This window comes from Achromobacter seleniivolatilans, assembly GCF_030864005.1.
Taxonomy (GTDB): Bacteria; Pseudomonadota; Gammaproteobacteria; order Burkholderiales; family Burkholderiaceae_B; genus Achromobacter; species Achromobacter seleniivolatilans.
Genome location: NZ_CP132976.1, coordinates 827242 through 845308, shown reverse-complemented (window position 1 = coordinate 845308; position 18067 = coordinate 827242). Strand labels below are relative to the sequence as shown.

14 protein-coding genes are annotated in these 18067 nt (G+C 62.9%); 7 read left to right on the top strand and 7 right to left on the bottom strand.

The features are described 5' to 3' along the window. Positions 1–101 precede the first annotated feature (101 nt). Complete coding sequence (locus RAS12_RS03810) at positions 102–1010, top strand: LysR substrate-binding domain-containing protein (RefSeq protein ID WP_306945285.1); 909 nt, start codon at positions 102–104, stop codon at positions 1008–1010. An 86-nt stretch (positions 1011–1096) separates the two neighbouring features. Here the strand turns inward: RAS12_RS03810 and purL are convergent, their stop codons facing one another. Continuing rightward, complete coding sequence (gene purL, locus RAS12_RS03805) at positions 1097–5137, bottom strand: phosphoribosylformylglycinamidine synthase (RefSeq protein ID WP_306945283.1); 4041 nt, start codon at positions 5135–5137, stop codon at positions 1097–1099. A 99-nt stretch (positions 5138–5236) separates the two neighbouring features. Here purL and RAS12_RS03800 point away from each other — a divergent pair, with 99 nt between their 5' ends. The 4 genes from RAS12_RS03800 to RAS12_RS03785 all read left to right on the top strand — a co-directional run bounded on the left by RAS12_RS03800 (position 5237) and on the right by RAS12_RS03785 (position 8394). Further along, the gene (locus RAS12_RS03800) at positions 5237–5362 is read left to right on the top strand and encodes a hypothetical protein (RefSeq protein ID WP_306945281.1); all 126 of its coding nucleotides are present in this window, start codon (positions 5237–5239) and stop codon (positions 5360–5362) included. A 127-nt stretch (positions 5363–5489) separates the two neighbouring features. Further along, the gene (locus RAS12_RS03795; protein ID WP_306945279.1) at positions 5490–6017 is read left to right on the top strand and encodes a TRAP transporter small permease; all 528 of its coding nucleotides are present in this window, start codon (positions 5490–5492) and stop codon (positions 6015–6017) included. Then, positions 6014–7312, top strand: a complete 1299-nt coding sequence (locus RAS12_RS03790; RefSeq protein ID WP_306945278.1) for a TRAP transporter large permease — start codon at positions 6014–6016, stop codon at positions 7310–7312. Before RAS12_RS03795 ends, RAS12_RS03790 begins: the two co-directional genes overlap by 4 nt. A 53-nt stretch (positions 7313–7365) precedes the next feature. Further along, the gene (locus RAS12_RS03785; protein WP_306945276.1) at positions 7366–8394 is read left to right on the top strand and encodes a DctP family TRAP transporter solute-binding subunit; all 1029 of its coding nucleotides are present in this window, start codon (positions 7366–7368) and stop codon (positions 8392–8394) included. A gap of 207 nt (positions 8395–8601) precedes the next feature. Here RAS12_RS03785 and greB read toward each other — a convergent pair whose 3' ends face one another. The 3 genes from greB to RAS12_RS03770 form a co-directional block, all read right to left on the bottom strand. Continuing rightward, the gene (greB, locus tag RAS12_RS03780; RefSeq protein ID WP_306945274.1) at positions 8602–9150 is read right to left on the bottom strand and encodes a transcription elongation factor GreB; all 549 of its coding nucleotides are present in this window, start codon (positions 9148–9150) and stop codon (positions 8602–8604) included. Positions 9151–9218: 68 nt separating this feature from the next. After that, on the bottom strand, positions 9219–10064 hold the full coding sequence (locus RAS12_RS03775) for a 3',5'-nucleoside bisphosphate phosphatase (RefSeq protein ID WP_306945271.1): 846 nt from the start codon (positions 10062–10064) through the stop codon (positions 9219–9221). Between the two features lie 70 nt (positions 10065–10134). Further along, positions 10135–11070 carry an alpha/beta fold hydrolase gene (locus tag RAS12_RS03770; RefSeq protein WP_306945269.1) on the bottom strand — a complete coding sequence of 312 codons (936 nt, stop codon included), beginning with the start codon at positions 11068–11070 and terminating at the stop codon, positions 10135–10137. Between the two features lie 392 nt (positions 11071–11462). Between RAS12_RS03770 and cfa the strand changes: the two genes are divergently transcribed. Further along, entirely contained in the window at positions 11463–12650 is a 1188-nt protein-coding gene (gene cfa / locus RAS12_RS03765; RefSeq protein WP_306945267.1) for a cyclopropane fatty acyl phospholipid synthase, read from the top strand. A 48-nt stretch (positions 12651–12698) separates the two neighbouring features. On the opposite strand, the gene RAS12_RS03760 is transcribed toward cfa, so the two are convergent. Beyond that, complete coding sequence (locus tag RAS12_RS03760; RefSeq protein WP_306945266.1) at positions 12699–14306, bottom strand: GMC family oxidoreductase; 1608 nt, start codon at positions 14304–14306, stop codon at positions 12699–12701. Between the two features lie 192 nt (positions 14307–14498). On the opposite strand from RAS12_RS03760, the gene RAS12_RS03755 reads away from it, so the two are divergent. Continuing rightward, positions 14499–15401 carry a LysR family transcriptional regulator gene (locus RAS12_RS03755; RefSeq protein WP_306945264.1) on the top strand — a complete coding sequence of 301 codons (903 nt, stop codon included), beginning with the start codon at positions 14499–14501 and terminating at the stop codon, positions 15399–15401. A 12-nt stretch (positions 15402–15413) separates the two neighbouring features. Here RAS12_RS03755 and RAS12_RS03750 read toward each other — a convergent pair whose 3' ends face one another. Further along, positions 15414–16976, bottom strand: a complete 1563-nt coding sequence (locus RAS12_RS03750) for an amidase (RefSeq protein WP_306945262.1) — start codon at positions 16974–16976, stop codon at positions 15414–15416. Positions 16977–17046: 70 nt separating this feature from the next. Beyond that, positions 17047–18027: a Bug family tripartite tricarboxylate transporter substrate binding protein gene (locus RAS12_RS03745; RefSeq protein WP_371321246.1), complete on the bottom strand. Its 981-nt coding sequence runs from the start codon at positions 18025–18027 to the stop codon at positions 17047–17049. Between the last annotated feature and the right edge of the window lie 40 nt (positions 18028–18067).

Genomic DNA, 18067 nt, shown 5'->3' with positions numbered 1-18067 from the left:
GCCACCCGCGCAAGGATGGACTACGGTCATCAAGCACTCAGATGCACGCGGGCCGAGAGGCTCCCACTACATTTATCGATCGATAGCGGGGAGGCATCAGCATGAAGTTGCAGCAAGTGTTTGATTTTCTTGCCGTCACACAACACGGCAGCGTACACGCCGCGGCGCGAGCCACGGGACAAACTCAACCCGCCATGACCAAATCATTGCGCCGGCTGGAACGAACCCTTGGCCTGCCGTTGTTTGAACGGCACGCCAAGGGTATGCGGCCCAATGATTTCGGCATGCGCTTTCTGCCGCACGCGCAACACCTGGTTCACGAAGCCAAGCGCGCGCGTGAGGCCATGTCGCAGATGCGGGGCGAACGCATGGGCTCGGTGTCGTACGGTATTTCTCCGGCGGCAGCGGCGCTGCTGGCCCCACCTGCCCTACAGCGATTCCGCCTGATGTATCCCGAAGTGCAACTGGATACGTGCAGCGGCGGATATGCCACGCTGGCACCGCAATTGCGCGACGGGGAGCTGGATTTCGCCATCTGCCCGCTGCCGCCCGGCCAGACCGATCCGCAGTTGCAGATGCGCGAACTCATGAACGGTCCGATGGTCATGCTGGCGCGCCAGGATCACCCCTTGCGGAAGACGCAGAGCCTGGAAGATTTGCGGGATGTCGTTTTTGCGGTGGTTGGCCCGCCCGGCCAACCCGGCGCGGCCGTGTACGACGTATTTGAAGACGCCGGCTTAGGCACGCCGCGGGTGGACATGCAAGCGGACAGCCCAAGCGACGCTGCTGCGCTGGTGGCTGAAAGCGACCGGATGGCACTGTTGCCTGCGGTCGTGCTTGCCACGGCTGCCCCGCATCAACGGCTGGCCGTCGTGCCCATCACCGACCCGCTGCCCAACTTCTTGATCGGGCTGTTCCATCGCGCATCCGGCGCCTTGACTCCCGCAGCCCAAGCGCTGGCGACGCAGTTTGAACACGAAGCGGCGTTCCTGCGCTGCACCCCTTCCTGACGGTAGGTGCCGGTGCCGTTTGCGCACCTGACGCGCAAAAAAAACGAGCCTTGCGGCTCGTTCTTTTATGGACGCGACCTGCGGAATTACTTCAGCCAGACGCGAGCATTGCGGAAAATGCGCATCCACGGGCTGTACGTACCGCCCGCGTCCGCATTGCCCCACTTTTCAGGCGCCCACGACATCATCACATTGCGCGTCACCCGTTCCGGGTGCGGCATCATGACCGTGAAGCGGCCATCAGCCGTGGTGACAGATGTCAGGCCGTCCGGGCTGCCGTTCGGGTTGAACGGGTAGGCTTCGGTCGCCAGTCCGTTGTTGTCGATATAACGCGCAGCGGTCAACACGCGGCTGGCGTCGCCCTGTTGCGAGAAGTCGGCAAAACCTTCGCCGTGAGCCACAGCCACCGGGATACGAGCGCCTTCCATGCCAGCAAAGAAGATGGACGGCGACTTGGCCAATTCCACCATCGACAGACGGGCTTCGTACTTTTCCGACTGGTTGCGCGTGAAGCGCGGCCAGTGCTCGGCGCCCGGAATCATGGGAGCCAAGGCCGCCATCATCTGGCAACCGTTGCACACGCCCAGCGCAAAGGTGTCGGGACGCGCGAAGTACGCGGCAAACTGATCCGACAGCTTGCTATTGAAGCGGATGGTGCGCGCCCAGCCTTCGCCTGCGCCCAGCACGTCGCCGTAGCTGAAACCGCCGACAGCCACCAAGCCTTGCATCTGCGCCAGGTCCACGCGGCCGGACAACAGGTCGGTCATGTGGACGTCGACAGCTTCAAAGCCGGATGTGTCAAAGGCCCAGGCCATTTCGACCTGGCTGTTGCAGCCCTGCTCGCGCAGGATCGCCACGCGCGGACGCTGGCTCAGATTGAGGTACGGGGCCGCGATATCTTCTTGCGGGTTGAAAGACACGTTCGGGCTCATGCCCGGGTCCTTCGTGTCGTTCCAGACATCCAGCTCGGCCTGGGCGCAAGCGGGGTTGTCGCGGCGCGACATGATGCGGTAGGACACTTCGCTCCAGGCGCGGCCGAGTTCAGCGCGCGGCTGGCCCCAGACCTTCTTGCCGTCGCGATAGAACTCGACTTCGTCGGCGCCGTTCAAACCGCCGATGACGTGCGAGTGGGCCGACAGGCCAGCACCGCGCAGCACTTGCATAACGGCATCGCGTTGCGACGCGGGCACTTGAATCACGGCGCCCGCCTCTTCCGAGAACAACGCCTTGAGCGTCAGCTCGTCGCGCTGCACCGCCACTTGTTCGGGGCGGATCTTGAAGTCGCCCCAATCGGCCGATTGCGGATCGAAGGTCAGCATGTCCAGATTGACCGAGATACCGGTGCGGCCGGCAAAGGCCATTTCGGTCAGGGTCGAGAACAGGCCGCCGTCGGAACGGTCGTGATACGCCAGGATGGTGCCCGCTTCGGCCAGCGTGCGGATCGTGACAAAGAAGGCGCGCAGGTCTTGCGGCGAGTCGATGTCCGGCACGGTTTCGCCGATCTGGTTGTACGTCTGCGCCAGAATCGAGCCGCCCATGCGATGGCGGCCGCGGCCCAGGTCGATCAGGATCAGCACGCTGTCGCCAGCGTCCGTACGCAGTTGCGGGGTCAGGCTGGCGCGCACGTCGCCAACCGGCGCAAACGCGGTCACAACCAGCGACACCGGCGCCACGACCTGGCGCTGCTCGCCGTCCTGTTCCCAGGACGTCTTCATGGAAAGGGAATCCTTGCCCACCGGAATGGACAGGCCGGTGGCCTGGCACAGTTCGCTGACGGCGGACACGGTGTCATACAGCGCGGCGTCCTGGCCGTCCACGCCGCACGCGGCCATCCAGTTGGCCGACAGCTTGATGTCTTCCAGGCGCGCAACGTCTGCGGCAGCCAGGTTGGTCAGCGCTTCGGCCACGGCCATGCGGCCGGAAGCCGGGGCGTCCAGCATGGCGATCGGCGTGCGTTCGCCCATCGACATGGCTTCGCCACGGAAGCCTTCGTAGTCAGCCAGGGTCACGGCGCAGTCCGCCACCGGCACTTGCCAGGGGCCGACCATCTGATCGCGGCTGGACAGGCCGCCCACCGTGCGGTCGCCGATGGTGATCAGGAAAGATTTGTTCGCGACCGTGGGGTGACGCAGCACGCGGTATGCGGCTTCGGTCAGGTCGATGCCGACCAGGTCCAGCGGCGCGGACACGCCAGGCAGACGGCGCACGTCGCGCGTCATGCGCGGCGGCTTGCCCAGAATGACGTCGATCGGCACATCGACCGGACGCACTTCGGCCTCGCCTTGCGGGCGGATCGTGTCCAGGCCCGGCAGGCCTTCGCCATCGACCACACGCAATTGGCGTTCTTCGGTTGCCACGCCCACCACCGCATACGGGCAGCGTTCACGGCGCGCGATGGCGTCAAAGCGCTCCAGATCCTTGGGCAGAATCGACAGAACATAACGTTCTTGCGATTCATTGCTCCAGACTTCGGCGGGCGACAGGCCGGACTCTTCCAGCGGCACGCGCTTCAGATCAAAGATGGCGCCACGGCCAGCGTCGTTCACCAATTCCGGGAAGGCATTGGACAAACCGCCCGCGCCCACGTCGTGAATCGCGATGATGGGATTGTTTTCGGCCTGCTGCCAGCAGCGGTCGATGACTTCCTGCGCACGGCGTTCGATTTCCGGGTTGCCGCGTTGGACGGAATTGAAGTCCAGCTCGGCCGAGTTGCTGCCCATGCTGATACTGGAGGCGGCGCCGCCGCCCATGCCGATCCGGAAGCCCGGGCCGCCCAGCTGAATCAGCAGCGCGCCGGGAGGAATGACGTCTTTGTGCGTCAAGCCCGCATCGATGCTGCCCAGGCCGCCCGCGATCATGATGGGCTTGTGATAACCCCAGCGCGTGCCGCCAGCAGTCTGCTCGAACGAACGGAAGTAGCCCAACAGGTTGGGCCGGCCGAATTCATTGTTGAACGCCGCGCCGCCGATGGGGCCGTCGATCATGATGGAAAGAGGCGATGCAATGCGATCGGGCAAGCCGTGATGGTCGGCTTCCCAGGGTTGCAGCGCGTCGTCAAAACGCAGGTGCGACACGGTAAAACCCGTCAGGCCCGCCTTGGGCTTGGAGCCGCGGCCCGTTGCGCCTTCGTCGCGGATTTCGCCGCCCGCGCCGGTCGAGGCGCCGGGGAACGGCGCAATTGCGGTCGGGTGATTGTGGGTTTCCACCTTCATCAAGGTGTGCACGGTGGTGTCGCGGCGGATGTACTTGGCGCCTTCAGCTGCCGAGCCGGGCATGCCAGCCTGGAAGCGCTGCGCGGGGCCCCCTTCCATGACGGCGGCGTTATCCGAATAGGCCACGACCGTGCCTTGCGGCTGCGCCTTGTGCGTGGCGCGGATCATGCCGAACAGCGTGTTGGGCTGTTCTTGACCGTCGATGACCCATTCCGCGTTGAAGATCTTGTGGCGGCAGTGTTCGCTATTGGCCTGCGCGAACATCATCAGTTCTACGTCGGTGGGGTCGCGCCCCAGGTCGGTGAAAGACTTGGCCAGATATTCGATTTCGTCTTCCGACAGCGCCAGACCCAGCGAGATGTTGGCTTCAGCCAAGGCTTGAACACCGCTGGCCAGAACACCGACGGTGCGCATCGGCTTGCCAGCCAGCGTCTGGAACAGGGCTTGGCCGTCAAAGCTGCCGTCAACCACGGTTTCGGTCATGCGGTCATGCAGGCAATCCGCCGCGCGCGCCAGCATGGCGTCGTCGAAAGACTTGGTGCCCAACAGGCCGCGTTCCGGGGTGATCACGTAGCGCACACCGCGTTCAATGCGATGCACGGACGACAAGCCGCAGTTGTGGGCGATGTCGGTGGCCTTGCTGGCCCACGGCGAAATGGTGCCCAAACGCGGGATCACCAGCAACGACAGGCTCTTGGCCGGGGCTTCGGCCGTACTGGGCGTGCCGTAGTCCAGCAGTTGAGTCAGGTGTTGCTGCTGTTCGGCCGTCAAAGCGGCGTCAGTGCTGACGAAGTGCTCGTAGCGGGCGGATATGTCGGCCACCGGCAAGCCGGCTTCCTTCAGTTGCGCCAGAAGGCGTTCGCGACGAAAGGAGGACAGGACGGAGGAACCAGGCAGATGCTGAACTAGGGACACGATGCGGGCGCCGTAATAAGGATGGGTGCAAAAAGTGATTTTACCTGTTTAGGGGGTTTTCCCGGAGCCGATGTTCAAGAAGCTTGCCGAACCCCTGTTTTGAGCAATGTTACAAAAGAATTCCAAGCCGGCCGCACTGCGATGGTGCAGGGCAATATCGCGGTAAAGCCCTGTGATCGCTATGGGTTATTCATCGTGGGCCAGGCCGAGGCCGACCGCGTCTGACGCAACGCAACATGTTGCAGCCACCCCGCACCGCGGGAAAACACGAGCTACCGCCGTGACCGGGCAACGGTAGGATGCAGCGACCCCAATAATGAATGCGCATTCCACGCGCAGGCCGTTGCCTCACATGTCCCGCCCCGAAGCCGCCGACGAGCCTGTCGAACCGATCATCCCCATCGAAGCTGATCCCGCCGTCAAGGTGCCGCTTGCCATCGAAGACTGGCTGGCGGTGATTCTGCTGGCTACGCTTGCGCTGATCACTTTCATGAATGTGCTGGTGCGGTATTTCACCGACCAGTCGTTTGCGTGGACGGAAGAAATCTCGGTATTTCTGCTGATCGTGCTGACCATGGCGGGCGGCAGCGTGGCGTTCGTGCGCAATCACCATATCCGCATCGAAATTCTGGCGGACTCCGGTTCGCCCCGCCGCCAACGCATCATGGCGCTGATTTCCAGCGGCTGCGTGCTGGCGTTCTTCCTGCTGCTGACCGTACTGTCGGTCAAGCTGGTGGCCGACGAATACATCTACGAAGAAACCTCGCCCGCGATTGGCGTACCCACCTGGTGGTATTCGATCTGGCTGCCCGTGATGGCGGCGGCGATTTCGCTGCGCACCATAGGCACGCTGCGCCGCATTGCAAAGGGCGGCAAATGATCGCCACCATCCTCTTTGTTGTCTTCATCGTCTTGATGCTGATCGGGGTGCCGGTTGGCGTCGCGTTGGGCATAGGCGGTACGGTCGCCATCGTGCTGTCCAATCTGGACACGCCCTGGTATGGCCTGTTGACCGTGCCACAGAATTTCTACGCGGGTCTGGCCAAATACCCGTTGCTGGCCATTCCCATGTTCGTGCTGGTCGGCTCCATCTTTGACCGTTCAGGCGTGGCCAAGCGGCTGGTGGACTTTGCCATTGCCATCGTGGGCCGCGGGCCCGGCATGCTGCCGCTGGTGTCGATTGCCGTGGCGATGTTCCTGGGCGGAATTTCCGGCTCTGGCCCGGCCTGCGCGGCAGCGGTCGGCGCGGTAATGATTACCGCCATGTCGCGCGCGGGTTATCCGGGCTCGTTCTCGGCGGCCGTGGTCGCGGCAGGCGCCGCCACCGACATTCTGATCCCGCCGTCGGTTGCCTTCATCATCTATTCGGTGCTGGTGCCGGGCGCGTCCGTACCTGCGCTGTTTGCCGCTGGCATGATCCCCGGCATTCTTGCTGGTTTCGCGCTGATCGTGCCGGCCGTGTGGTTGTCGCGCAAGTACAAGATGGGCGCGCTGGAAGCCCACTTGCCGCGCCCGCCTTTCTGGGCCAGTTTGCGTGAAGCGTCCTGGGGACTGGCCGCGCCCGTGCTGATCCTGGGCGGCATGCGGATGGGCTGGTTCACGCCCACGGAAGCCGCCGTTGTCGCCGTGTTTTATGGCTTGTTCGTGGGGTTCTTCATCCACCGCACGATCAAGCTGCGCGACCTGTACAAGATCCTGCGTGAAGCCGCCGAGCTGTCCGCCGTGATCATGCTGGTGGTGACACTGGCGGGCATCTTTGCCTGGGCGCTTTCCACGCTTAGCGTGATCGACCCGATCACCAACGCCATCGTCAATTCAGGACTGGGCGAATGGGGCGTGCTTTCGCTGTTGATTCTGTTGCTGATGACCGTTGGCATGTTCCTGGACGGCATATCGATCTTTTTGATTTTCGTGCCCTTGCTTATGCCGATCGCCAATGCCTATGGCTGGGACCCGGTGTGGTTCGGCGTGATTCTGACTTTGAAGGTTGCGCTGGGCCAATTCACCCCGCCGCTGGCCGTGAATCTGATGGTGTCGTGCCGCATTGCGCGCGTGCCCATGGAGTCCACGGTGCGCTGGGTGGTGTGGCTGCTAGGCGCGATGTTCCTGGTGCTGGTAGCGGTGCTGGTGTTTCCGCAATTGGCGCTATGGCTGCCGCATAAGCTGGGTTATTGAGCAGCGCTATTCATTACAACAACAGACACACTCGCAAAGAGAGGAGACATCGCATGAACTTCCGCAACCTGATTGGCGCCGCGCTGTGCGCCGCTGCAGTCGTCGGCATGACGCCCGCGCACGCGCAGAACTACAAGGCCGAGTACAAGCTGTCCATCGTCGTAGGCACCACCTTCCCATGGGGCCAAGGCGCCGAAATCTGGTCCAAGCTCGTGCGCGAACGCACCGACGGCCGCATCAACATCAAGGTCTATCCCGGCACGTCGCTGGTGCAAGGCGACCAGACCCGCGAATTCACCGCCATCCGCCAGGGCGTGATCGACATGGCGGTTGGTTCGACCATCAATTGGTCGCCGCAGGTCAAGCAGTTGAACCTTTTCTCGCTGCCCTTCCTGATGCCTGACTACGCTGCCATCGATGCGCTGGTGCAAGGCGAAGTGGGCAAAGAGATGTTCAAGCTGATTGAAAAAGCCGGCGTAGTGCCATTGGCCTGGGGTGAAAACGGCTATCGCCAGATCAGCAACTCCAAGCGCGAGATCAAGAAGCCCGACGACATGAAGGGCATGAAGCTGCGCGTGGTGGGTTCGCCGCTGTATATCGACACGTTCACCGCGCTGGGCGCCAACCCCACGCAGATGAGCTGGGCGGATGCGCAACCGGCTCTGGCCAGCGGCGCGGTCGACGGCCAGGAAAACCCCTTGTCCATCTACACCGGTTCCAAGCTGTACACCGTGGGCCAGAAATACCTGACCTTGTGGAACTACGTGGCCGACCCGCTGATCTTCGTGGTCAACCGCGAAGTCTGGAATTCGTGGTCGGAAAAGGACCGCGACATCGTGCGCCAAGCGGCGCTGGACGCAGGCAAGCAGCAGATCGTGATCGCGCGCAAGGGCGTCACGCCTGAAGATCCGTCGCTGTTGAAGGAAATCGAAGGCCACGGCGTGACGGTGACGTCCTTGTCGCAGGCCGAGCATGACGCCTTTGCCAAGGTCACGCAGCCTGTGTATGACAAGTGGAAAAAGCAGATTGGCGAAGATCTGGTGAACACGGCCGAAAAATCGATTGCGGCGCGTAAGAAGTGAGCCAGCGCGTTATCGCCCACAGACGTTGACGAAATGATTTAGCAGCAAGCCCCAGGGGAACGGCGGCGCAAGCCGCCACACCGAGGCAGGGACGTCAGATCCCGCCCAACCAAACAGGCGCCGGTCACAAGCCGGCGCCTGTTTCCTTTTGAGCGGGAAGATTGGGATGGGGTACGCGAATTGCGGGCACAAGCCTCGCGGCACGATTCACGGATAACTGACTTCCAGAATATCCAGCTCTTCAATCCCGCCGGGCGTACGCAGCACCACCGTGTCGCCCTCTTTCGCCTTGATCAGCGCGCGCGCCACGGGCGAGATCCAGCTGATCTTGCCGGCCAGCGGTTCGGCCTCGTCCACGCCGACGATAGTGACCTTGTGGTCTTCGCCCGCCTTGTCTGAATACAGCACGGTGGCGCCAAAAAACACCTGGTCCCGGTTCGGTTGCGCTTCAGGGTCGACGATTTCGGCAATGTCCAGACGCTTGGTCAGGAAACGCATGCGGCGGTCGATCTCGCGCAAGCGCTTCTTGCCGTAGAGATAGTCGCCGTTTTCCGAGCGGTCGCCATTGGACGCCGCCCAGGACACGATTTGCACGACGGACGGACGCTCCACGTTCATCAGATGCGTCAGTTCAGCCCGCAGGCGCTCATACCCTTCGGGGGTGATGTAGTTCTTCGTGCCTGCCGGCAACGCCAGGGTCTGCGGCAGATCGTCATCGTCCTCGTTGTCGGACTCTTTAACAAAGGCTTTGTTCATGGCGGTTGCGCGGCAATGCCGCGTTCACTATCGATGGCTTGCAGGATGGGCGGAGTGGACCGCCCGCGTCAGAACCAGTCGTGCCAGACCGGCTTCAAGTCGGACGGCAGCGACGGCAGTCGGCCCAGATCCATCCGGCTTTCCTTGGGACTGTGAAAGTCCGAACCGCGCGAGGCCAAAAAGCCATAGCGGCGCGCAACGTCAGCATATTGCCGGGCCTCTTCGGCGGTATGGCTGCCGGTATTGACCTCGATACCCACCCCGCCCAATTGCAGGAATTCATCGAACAGCGCGGCGAATTGGAGGGGGGTGTATTTATAGCGGCCCGGATGGGCGATCACGGCCAGACCGCCCGCGCCTCGAATCCAGCCCACGGCTTCGGCTAGCGTTGCCCATTGCATGGGCACGTGGCCGGGACGGTCGTCGCCCAGGTGTTTGGTGAACACGGTTTGCACGTCGGGGCAATAGCCCGCTTCAACCAGGTAACGCGCAAAGTGGGTGCGGCTGATCAGTTCGGGGTTGCCGGCGAACGGCAAAGCGCCTTCATACGCGCCCGGCATGCCCATATCGGCCAGACGGTCACCGATGCGCTTGGCGCGTTCGGCGCGGCCGGAGCGCGTTTGGCGCAGCCCTTCGACCAAAGCGGTGTTGTGGGGATCAAAGCGCAATCCAACGATGTGAACCGTCAGGCCTGCCCAAGTGACGGAGATTTCCACGCCCGGAGCGAACTGCATGCCCAGTTCCTGGGCTGCGATGGCGGCTTCGGCCAGGCCGCCTACCTCGTCGTGATCGGTCAAGGCCCACACGTCCACCCCATTGGCGTGCGCACGCTGCGCCACATCGCGGGGCGCAAGCGCGCCGTCCGAAACGGTGGAGTGGCAATGCAGATCGACGTTCAAGGTGGGGGCTTTCATCGGGCTATTGTAGAGAAGCCCCGGCGTCATTGATAGCGCCTGGGCGTCCCCATAATCGCTGGGCGGACGTTCAAGCCAGCAGAAAGGCCGCCACCGGGTCCACCTGATCGTCAGCGATCAGGGTGGGCGCGTGCCCTACGCCCGGCACCTCTAGCGCCTGAGCGCGCGGATTGCGCTTCAGCATTTCTTCAACGGTGACCCGCGTCAACAAATCAGACATTTCCCCGCGCACAATCAGCACCGGGCAAGGCACGGCATCGTACGAACGCCACAGAATCTGCTCGCCAGCGGCCAGTTCGTCCGGCGTTTGCGCAGCCAGCGCCTGCGACAGCGCCAGATCGTAATGCTTGACCCATTTGCCGCCATATTCGGGATACAGGTACTTTGCCAAGTCAGCCCATTGCGCGTCCGTATGCGGTCCGAACGTCTCGGAATTGGCGCGCATGGTGGCAACGGCTTCCTGAAATGACGCGAATTCGCCGGGTTCCCCCACGTACTGCCCAATGCGCGACAACGCGCCGGTTTCCAGGCGCGGGCCCACGTCGTTCAACACCAGCTTGTCAAAATGAATGCCCTGCCCCGGGGGCAGCATACCGGCGTGCGGACGCATCGCCTGCATGGCATTGGCAAATACCGCGGCGCCCGACAGCGCCAAACCGACCAGCCCGCCCATGGACGTGCCCACCCAGGCCAGCCGGGCAGGTTGCAGGCGAGCGATCAGCGTGACCATGTCCGACACGTACTGCGGAACGCTGTAGAACGCGGGATTGACCAGCCAGTCAGACCGGCCACGCCCGACCACATCGGGGCACACCACCCGGTAGCGGCCAGCCAGCCTGCGCGCCAGGGTATCGAAATCACGCCCGCTGCGGGTCAGGCCGTGTACGCAGAGCAGCACCTGATCATTGGCGGGATCACCCCATTCCCAGTAGGCCATCCGGTGCAAACCGGCCGGACTGGCGCAAGTGACGAATTCCAAACGGGGTTCCAGGCTGGCGTCCACCATCAATACAGCTCCACAGGTCTGCGCCCGCCCGATCGGCGATGCGCCCGGCCAGTATCTTATAGGACGAGAGCGGCGCGCAGGCGGCGTCTGATGGCAAACCATGCAGCAGACAGGCAGGGCGCAGTAGTGTAAACGCGCCATGCCGCTATGCCCATGACCCGCTCCCGGATATTGCCGCCGAAGGCCAGTCATCGTCCTATGCTGGACACTCCGCTCGCACCTCGCTACGATCTCCCCATTCCCTGCGGCAGGCAAGGCTTGAAAGACCCGGCATAAGCAATGTCTATTGCGCCGATCCAATCATTAAATTGGAATTGCCCGCCGGAACAGGTGAGAGTTATGCGCTTAGAGCATTGCCAGATCAGTCATCCCAAAATTGATATGGAGTCCTTATGCAGCAAAGCAGTCCTGCCTCTCCTCTGACCGCCGATCATTCCTCTCCTGCGGTCAGCCCCCCTCCCCCCGAACCGCCCAAAGTCCTGCAAGATGTGCTGGGCCGCGCCGATGTGCAAATCAATGGCTCGCGCCCCTGGGACATCCAGGTGCACGACAAGCACATGTACGAACGCGTTTTCGCCAGCTGGTCCTTGGGGCTGGGCGAATCCTATATGGACGGGGAATGGGACTGCGAGCAGCTGGACGAACTGTTCACCCGTCTGCTGCGCGCTGACATGGGATCGGCCGCGCTGGGCATTGCCCGCGTCAAGCTGATCGCCGAACACCTGCGCCACAAACTGTTCAACCTTCAGTCCAAGAACCGGGCGTTTGAAGTGGGCGAACAGCACTATGACGCTGGCAACGACGTATTCGAAGCCATGCTGGATAGCCGGATGATTTATTCCTGCGCCTTCTGGGAAAAGGCCCAGACGCTGGAAGAGGCACAACTGGCCAAGCTGGACATGATCTGCCGCAAGTTGCAGCTAAAGCAAGGTGAAACGCTGCTGGACATAGGCTGCGGCTGGGGCGGGCTGGCGAAGTTCGCGGCCGAGCAATACGGCGTCAAGGTCACCGGTGTGACGGTGTCCAAGGAACAGCTGGCATTGGCGCAGGAAAGGGTCAAGGGCCTGCCGGTGGAGCTGCTGCTGCAAGACTACCGCGACCTGCAAGGCAGCTTCGACAAGGTCGTGTCAGTGGGCATGTTTGAACACGTAGGCCCCAAGAACTACGACACCTATTTCAGCAACGTGCAACGCCTGATGGCGCCGGACGGCATCTTCTTGCTGCACACCATCGGCATCGCAGCAACCAGCCTGAGCACCGATCCCTGGATCGACCGCTACGTGTTCCCGAACGGCAAGCTGCCATCCGCGCGCGAGATCGCTACCGCCGTCGAACACCGGTTCATCATCGAAGACTGGCACAACTTTGGCGCCGACTACGACCGTACGCTGATGGCGTGGTGGGACAGATTTGAACACGCTTGGCCGACGCTGCAAGCGCGCTACGGCACGCGCTTCTACCGCATGTGGAAATACTATCTGATGTGTTGCGCAGGTTTTTTTCGCTCGCGTGAGGGCCAGCTTTGGCAAGTGATGCTCACGCATCCGCAACGCCAGGACACCTACCGCTCGGTGCGTTGAAGGCGTTGCGCGAACGTCGCGGTCTGGGCAGGCAAGGCGGGTGTAGCGCTACCCCCGCCCCGCGCGGATCAATTCCGCCGCCCGCTCCGCGATCATGATCGTTGGCGAATTGGTGTTGCCTGACGTGATCAGCGGCATGACGGAAGCATCGGCAATGCGCAGCCCTTCCAGGCCGAACACGCGCAATTGCGCATCCACCACCGCACCGCTGTCCGCGCTCTTGCCCATGGCGCACGTGCCAACCGGATGAAAAATCGTTGTGCCGATCTTGCCGGCCGCTTCCCGCAGTTGCGCGTCCGTCTGGTAGTCCGGCCCTGGCAGCCATTCCTGGGGTTGGTAGCGTTGCAGGGCGGGCGCCGCAGTAATACGGCGCACAAGTCGGATCGAGTCTGCCGCCACCTGTATGTCGGCTTCGGTACTCAGGTAATTTGCCGCGATGACCGGGGGTTGGTTGCCCCCCGCAGGCGCCTGCGCATGGACGCTGCCGCGAGACGTAGGCCGCAAATTGCAGACACTGGCGGTGAAGGCGTCAAAAGCATGCAGCGGCTCGCCAAAGGCTCCAAGCGACAAGGGCTGCACATGAAATTCCACATTGGCTCGCGACTGCCCAGGGTCCGACTTGGCAAACGCCCCCAACTGCGACGGCGCCATGCTCATCGGACCGCTGCGGTTGAACAGATATTCCAGGCCAATGCCCGCCTTGCCCAACCACGTTGACGCAATACGGTTCAGCGTCTTGACGCCATTGACCTTGATGATGACGCGCAGCTGCAAATGATCTTGCAGGTTCTCGCCCACGCCGGGCAAGGCATGGCGCAAGGCGATGCCGCTTTCGCGCAACCGGTCCGGTTCGCCGATGCCTGACAATTCCAGCAGATGCGGCGTGTTTACCGCCCCCGCCGACAACACCACTTCGCGCCGTGCGCGCAAGGTCAGCGCTTGCCCGGCGCGGCGCACCTGCACGCCGACGCAGCGCTTGCCTTCCAGCACCAGCTGTTCTGCCTGCGCGCCCGTCATGACGTGCAAGTTGGGGCGTTTACGAACCGGACGCAGAAAGGCCTTGGATGTATTCCAGCGCCATCCGCGCCGCTGGTTCACTTCAAAATACCCGCTGCCGAAGTTGTCGCCGCGATTGAAATCCTGCACGCGCGGAATGCCCTCTTGTTCCGCCGCGCTGGCAAACGCTTCCAGGATGTCCCAACGCAGGCGCTGCGCTTCCACACGCCATTCACCGCCTGCGCCATGGTGCTCGTCGGCGCCCCGGTGATAGTCTTCGCTGCGTTTGAAGACCGGCAACACCTGGTCCCAGCTCCAGGCCGGGTCCCCGGACAGTTCGGCCCATTGCTCGTAGTCCTCTCGCTGGCCGCGCATATAGATCATGCCGTTGATTGACGAGCATCCGCCCAGCACGCGCCCACGCGGATAGATCAGCGAGCGGCCGCCCAGGCCCGGTTCCTTGACCGTGCGGTACATCCAGTCCGTGCGGGGATTGCCGATGCAGTACAGGTACCCCACAGGGATATGGATCCAGTGGTAGTTATCGCGTCCCCCCGCTTCCAGCAGCAGCACCTGCACGGCGGGGTCCTGGCTCAGACGATTCGCCAGCACGCAGCCAGCCGAACCCGCGCCCACGATGATGTAGTCGTATGTCTCCATAAGCTCTTCTTATCTGTATGCCGGCATTTCGGGGCGCCGGCAGGGTGAGCCGACCCGGCTGCAACGCGGCTCGCGCGCGCCAGGCATCTTGCGAGACTCTGGCGCAGGCGCTCAAAACTGTCCAATGAATTCTTGAAAATCACGTTATAAGCATCTTTAATAATGCTTGCGTGTTTTCTTCCGGATATCGCCATGGACCTAAAGCACATCCGCACCTTTGCCGCCGTGGCGCGCGAGGGCAATCTGACGCGCGCGGCCGAGCATCTGCACCTGACCCAGCCCGCGCTCAGCCTGCAACTGAAGAACTTTCAGGAATCATTGGATCTGACTTTGTTCTTGCGCACCGCGCAGGGTCTGGCGCCGAATGCGGAAGGCCGGGCGCTGCTGCCCGCAGCGCAACGTATCCTGGACGCGCTGGATGACTTTCAACGAGCCATCGGCGCGTTGCGCGACACCGTGCAAGGCGAGTTGCGCATAGGCACCATTCTGGACCCTGAGTTCCTGCGCCTGGGTGCCACGCTGCAATACCTGGTGGAGCATTATCCGAAGATCCGCCCGACGCTGCGCCACGGCATGTCGGGCTCAGTGGGCCGGCAAGTGCGGTCGGGTGAATTGGATGTGGGGTTTTTCTTGGGTCCCCAGGATGGCGCCGTCAACGATCCCGCCAAGCACCTGACCGGCCTGCACGCCTTGCCACTGGCGTCCTTCGCGTATTACGTCGTGGCGCCCAAAAGTTGGGGCGCTCAGGTCGCGGGACGCAACTGGACTGCAATTGCCGCCCTGCCGTGGATCTGGACGCCGCCTGATTCCGTACACCACCGGCTGCTGACCGATAAGTTCGAGTCGCTCGGCGTGTCGCCCAATGCGGTGGCGGAAGTGGATCAAGAGGCCTCGATGCTGGACCTGGTGCGATCCGGTGTCGGACTATCGCTGGCGCGGGATTCCATCGCGCTGCGCGAATCCCAAGCCAACGGGCTGCTGCTGGTGAAAGAGCTGTCCATTCAGGCACAGCTGTCTTTCATTACACCGGCCTCGCGCCGTGACGATCCTTTGGTGGCCGCCGCCTTTGCCGCCGTGCAGACGGCATTCGGCTAGAGCCGCCTTGCATCACACGGCGGCCGACGCCGATCCCTCGGTGCGCAACGCTTCGGCTTCTGCCTGCGAAAACGCCCGGGTCGCCAATGCCTCGCGCGGCGGATGTGTGGCCAGCGCACGCAGTTCCGGCACCGGCCGGGACAGCTTGCTCAAGTCGGGACGCGGACGCCGCAGGGCGTCGCTGGCGGCAAACGCCTGCTCCATCGCGTGGCCGCAGGCCAGCACGCGCGCGTCGCCTCGATGCGGGCCGATCACTTGCAAGCCAAAAGGCATGCCATGCTCATCCACCCCGCAAGGCAGGGACAGAGCGGGATTGGCGACCAGGGTCACCACATAGGTCAAACCCAGCCAGTGGTAGTAGTTGCGCGCCGGTTTGCCCTCGATGGTTTGCGCATACAGCTCCGACCATGGAAATGGCGATACCGGCGTCACCGGCGACAGCACCAGATCGTAGTCGCGGTACAGCTCCTGGAACCGGCGGAACAAGCGGGTCTGTTCCAGATGGCTCCAGGCGCGATCGGCCAAGGTCATGTTGGCGCCGATTTCGTAATTGGCCCGGACGTTCGGCCCGAGCAGCGCGGGATCTTTCTCGTAGGTGTCACGGAACGCGGCCACAAAGCTTTCGGCGCGCACCACGTCAAAGCAGCGATCGGCTTCGCCCATATCCAAGGACACCGCATCGCAACTGCGGAACAGGTGGCGCATGGCGGCAATCTTGGCGCGGAAGGTGCGGCGTATGTCTTCATCCACCGGGCACACGCCGAAGTCTTCGGTATACGCCACGCGCAGGGACCCCAAGTCCACCCTGCCCGGCACCGCATACAAGGCGCCGTCATCGGTATAGGACAGCGGGTCCAGCGGGTCGATCGCAACCGTAGGCGCCATTTGCAGGCAGGCATCTTCCACGCTGCGGCCCATGGGTCCCACGACTGAGATCGGCGTCCAACCGAGCTGACGGCGGTCTACAGGAATCAAACCCGGAGACGGACGAAATCCCACCACCCCGCACTTGGCGGCGGGAATCCGCAAGGAACCACCCGTGTCCGACCCCGTGCACAAAGGCAGCATGTCTGCGGCCAGCGCCGCGGCCGAACCGCCCGATGATCCGCCCGCATTCAGCATGGGGTTGAAGGGGTTGCCTGTAGCGCCCCACACCGGATTGCGCGAATTGGCGCCTGCGCCCATCTCTGGCACGTTGGTCTTGCCAACGACGATGGCGCCCGCTGCACGCAGGCGGGCCACCAGAATGTTGTCGCGCAGCGGCACGTTTTCGCGGAAATTGGGTGACCCGTAGGTACTGAGCAAGCCGCCCGTGTCTTCCAGGTCTTTTACGCCCAGCGGCAAACCGTGCAAGGCTCCCAGCGTATCGCCTCGCATCACTGCGGCCTCGGCGCGCAGCGCCTCGTCCCGCGCCCGGTCATAGCAGGTCGCCGTAACGGCGTTGACCGCCGGGTTGATCGCTTCGATACGCGCGATGCAAGCGTCCAGCAGCTCGACCGGCGACAGACTGCGTGCGCCGATGCGCCGGCGCAGTTCAACCGCGGAAAGAGACAGCAGATCGTCGGAGAGGCTCATACAAGTGTCCTAGTTTTACATCGTGGCTGGGATGGCCCGCGCTTCACTCGCTGCCATCCCATCGTGCTGATTACTGTGCCTTGATACCAGCGCGTTTGGCAATCTGCGCGAAACGCGGCGTCTCTTCTGCGATGACGCGCGCCACCCCCGCGCCGTCCATCGGCGTGGGTTCAAAGCCGCTGGCCCGCAGTTGCGTTTGCGTATCGGGGTCTTGCAGAGTTTTGGTGATAGCCGTGTTCAACGTGGCGATTACATCGGCCGGCACGCTCTTGGGCGCAAACACCGCAATCCACGTGTCCATGCTGACGTCCGGATACCCGGCTTCAGCCACCGTCGGCACATCGGGCAGGAACGCCGAACGCTGCGGCGTGGTCACTGCAATGGCCTTGACCTTGCCCGATTTGATCTGCGGCATGGCAGACACCACCGTGTCGAACAGAATCGGGATTTGCCCGCCGATCAGGTCGGTCATGGCGGGCGAGCTGCCCTTGTACGGAATGTGCGTCATGCGCGTGCCTGCGGCTTCCTGGAACATCTCGCCTGCAAAATGCGACACGGTGCCAATGCCGAATGAGCCGTACGAAAACTTGTCGCCCTGTTTGCGCGCTGCATCCACCAGGCCTTTGACATCGGAATACGGCGTTTGCGGATTCGCCACGATGATCAGTGCGGCGCGGCCCACCATGCCCACCGGCTGGAAATCCTTGGATGGGCTGTAAGGCAATTTGTCGTACACGGCCGGATTGACGGTGAACGTGGTGCCTGAACTGAGCAGCAGTGTGTAGCCGTCCGGCTCGGCCTTGGCCACGGTCTGCGCGCCCAGAATCGTGCCTGCACCCGCCTTGTTCTCGACAATGATGGACTGGCCCAGCTCCTGGCCCATTCTCTTGGCGATGATACGGCCCAGCACATCGCCCGCACCGCCTGGCGGGAACGGGACAATCAGCTGGATGGGACGTTGCGGATAACCGGCAGCCTGCACAGCTCCCACGCCAGCCGTCATAGCGATCGCGGCGCATACCGCGGCAAACTTCCTGCGTTGCATGAACATGGTTTTTTCCCCTTGTTGTTCAAATGGTCAGAGCAGAAAT

Bases quoted from the DNA above. Each gene is read 5' to 3' on its own strand.
- RAS12_RS03755 (WP_306945264.1), top strand. From the start codon at position 14,499: ATGGACCTAAAGCACATCCGCACCTTTGCCGCCGTGGCGCGCGAGGGC.
- cfa (WP_306945267.1), top strand. From the start codon at position 11,463: ATGCAGCAAAGCAGTCCTGCCTCTCCTCTGACCGCCGATCATTCCTCT.
- RAS12_RS03750 (WP_306945262.1), bottom strand. From the start codon at position 16,976: ATGAGCCTCTCCGACGATCTGCTGTCTCTTTCCGCGGTTGAACTGCGC.
- RAS12_RS03760 (WP_306945266.1), bottom strand. From the start codon at position 14,306: ATGGAGACATACGACTACATCATCGTGGGCGCGGGTTCGGCTGGCTGC.
- RAS12_RS03785 (WP_306945276.1), top strand. From the start codon at position 7,366: ATGAACTTCCGCAACCTGATTGGCGCCGCGCTGTGCGCCGCTGCAGTC.
- RAS12_RS03795 (WP_306945279.1), top strand. From the start codon at position 5,490: ATGTCCCGCCCCGAAGCCGCCGACGAGCCTGTCGAACCGATCATCCCC.
- greB (WP_306945274.1), bottom strand. From the start codon at position 9,150: ATGAACAAAGCCTTTGTTAAAGAGTCCGACAACGAGGACGATGACGAT.
- RAS12_RS03790 (WP_306945278.1), top strand. From the start codon at position 6,014: ATGATCGCCACCATCCTCTTTGTTGTCTTCATCGTCTTGATGCTGATC.
- RAS12_RS03745 (WP_371321246.1), bottom strand. From the start codon at position 18,027: ATGTTCATGCAACGCAGGAAGTTTGCCGCGGTATGCGCCGCGATCGCT.
- RAS12_RS03770 (WP_306945269.1), bottom strand. From the start codon at position 11,070: ATGGTGGACGCCAGCCTGGAACCCCGTTTGGAATTCGTCACTTGCGCC.
- RAS12_RS03775 (WP_306945271.1), bottom strand. From the start codon at position 10,064: ATGAAAGCCCCCACCTTGAACGTCGATCTGCATTGCCACTCCACCGTT.
- RAS12_RS03810 (WP_306945285.1), top strand. From the start codon at position 102: ATGAAGTTGCAGCAAGTGTTTGATTTTCTTGCCGTCACACAACACGGC.